Annotated in this window: 1 pseudogene; it reads right to left on the reverse strand. The window is 60.0% G+C overall.

Annotation, left to right across the window (positions count from 1 at the left end):
- Window positions 1-230 (reverse strand): annotated as a pseudogene (locus SB753_RS42185) (monooxygenase); the annotation flags it as partial.

The following is a 230-nucleotide window of genomic DNA, read 5'->3' on the forward strand; positions in this document are numbered from 1 at the left end:
GCTGTTCCAGTCGTGATTCAACGTGATGCCGGAACGGGAAGTTGGGATGGCCGCGATCAGCAGCTTTCGGCTGACGGCATCCAGCCCCGACGCGACCAGCATGTCGGAATCGAGCGCCCCCGAGCAAAAGCTCTTCCTGCCGGAGAATTCGTACCCATTGTCCAGGCGTTGCACTACGGTACGCGTATCCAACGGGTTCAGCGTGTTGCCCCAGAACCAGTTCTTCTGCG

It is taken from the genome of Paraburkholderia sp. SIMBA_053 (genome assembly GCF_046534895.1).
In the GTDB taxonomy this organism is placed as follows: Bacteria; Pseudomonadota; Gammaproteobacteria; order Burkholderiales; family Burkholderiaceae; genus Paraburkholderia; species Paraburkholderia caledonica.